This window comes from Tolypothrix sp. VBCCA 56010 (assembly GCF_050875635.1).
Classification (GTDB): Bacteria; Cyanobacteriota; Cyanobacteriia; order Cyanobacteriales; family Nostocaceae; genus Hassallia.
The window spans coordinates 1-1,491 of record NZ_JBPAOH010000339.1; the positions used below are offsets into that span (position 1 = coordinate 1).

1 protein-coding gene is annotated in these 1,491 nt (G+C 41.5%); it reads left to right on the forward strand.

The genetic code is table 11. From position 1 onward, the window contains the following. Window positions 1-190: 190 nt before the first annotated feature. On the forward strand, window positions 191-1,036 hold the full coding sequence (locus AABK37_RS41300; protein ID WP_432557164.1) for a transposase: 846 nt from the start codon (window positions 191-193) through the stop codon (window positions 1,034-1,036). Window positions 1,037-1,491: the final 455 nt, after the last annotated feature.

Here is a 1,491-nt window from a genome sequence, read left to right on the forward strand (position 1 = left end):
TTGATTACTTCAATCGAACGATGGCTAAACCTTTCAAATGGACTTATAAGGGTAAGGTGCTGGCTATTTAATGGTCGGTCTATTTCCGCCACCCTGTACTAGTACCCACGTGCAACGAATGCAAAAAGCATTGATTCAAATGAATTGACACCTACATAAGGTAATCAGCGATATTACTGGTCTCACGGGAATGACAATTATCAAGGCCATTGTGGCTGGTGAGCGCAACCCATTGATTTTAGCATCCCTCAAAGATCCACGCATTAAAAGCAGTGCCGCAGAAATTGCCAAAGCATTAACAGGTGATTACCGTGCAGAACATTTGTTTGTTCTCAAGCAAGAATTATCATTGTATGAAGTTTACAAAAAAGAGATTGTGGCTCTTGACGCTGAAATTGAACAATGTTTAGCATCTTTTGAACCTAAGACTTTAAATGCACCCCCCGCAACCATTAAAAAGCGAAGAAAAAAGCCCACCGCAAATCACCCACCATTTGATTTACATAAGTATATCTATCACATTACAGGTGTAGATTTTACTCTAATTGATGGTCTTGATGCTTTAAGTGTACAAACCATTTTGTCCGAAGTCGGACTCAACAGAGAACGCTTTCCTACTGTTAAGCACTTTACCTCATGGTTGGGTTTATGTCCTGGTCAAAAAGTCACGGGCGGTAAGGTCAAAAGCTCTAAGACTCGTCAAGTTGTGAATCGAGCGGCAAATGCTTTTCGCATGGCTGCGTTTTCTTTGACTCAAAGTCGTTCTGCTCTGGGGGCTTTTTACCGGCGATTGCGATCGCGTTTGGGTGCCCCCAAAGCCATTACCGCTACTGCACACAAACTGGCACGTATGTTCTACCGGATGTGGACGACCACTGAACAATATACCGACCCAGGCATGGACTACTACGAGCAGAAATACAACGAGCAAGTTCTAAAAAATCTGAGGAACAAAGCTCATGCTCTTGGTCTTGAACTTGTCCCAATTTCTCCAGATACGCAAAATACTCCATCTTCTCCAACCCTTCCTACATAAGCCTTACGCAAAGTGTTTCTTGAAAGTTAACAAATAGTCACGCAACAGCGTATCTAACAACACCCAGAGCCTTAAAACATCAAACTTGCTAAAAACTCTATTACTTACCTTCTCGACTTACAGCAGCGCTACTAAGTTAAAACCTTTTATTTGCAATAGTTTTAGGCGTTTACAAAAAATTTCTCAAAATATTTTCCGAAAATAGTTGACAACAAATTGTGGACTCGCTATATTAAATAAGTGCCGATTGAGCGAGCGCGTTCAAAAGCTGACTCGTCAGGCGATCGAACCATGAAAAGATTATAGTTTGAAAGAAAGTATAAAGCAACTTGTGCGCGTCAGTCAAATAATCAACCAGACTGAGGTTATAAAACAGTCAAAGAGCTAAACAAACACTCAGCAAAACGGAGAGTTTGATCCTGGCTCAGGATGAACGCTGGCGGTATGCTTAACAC

Bases quoted from the DNA above. Each gene is read 5' to 3' on its own strand.
- AABK37_RS41300 (WP_432557164.1), top strand. From the start codon at position 191: ATGACAATTATCAAGGCCATTGTGGCTGGTGAGCGCAACCCATTGATT.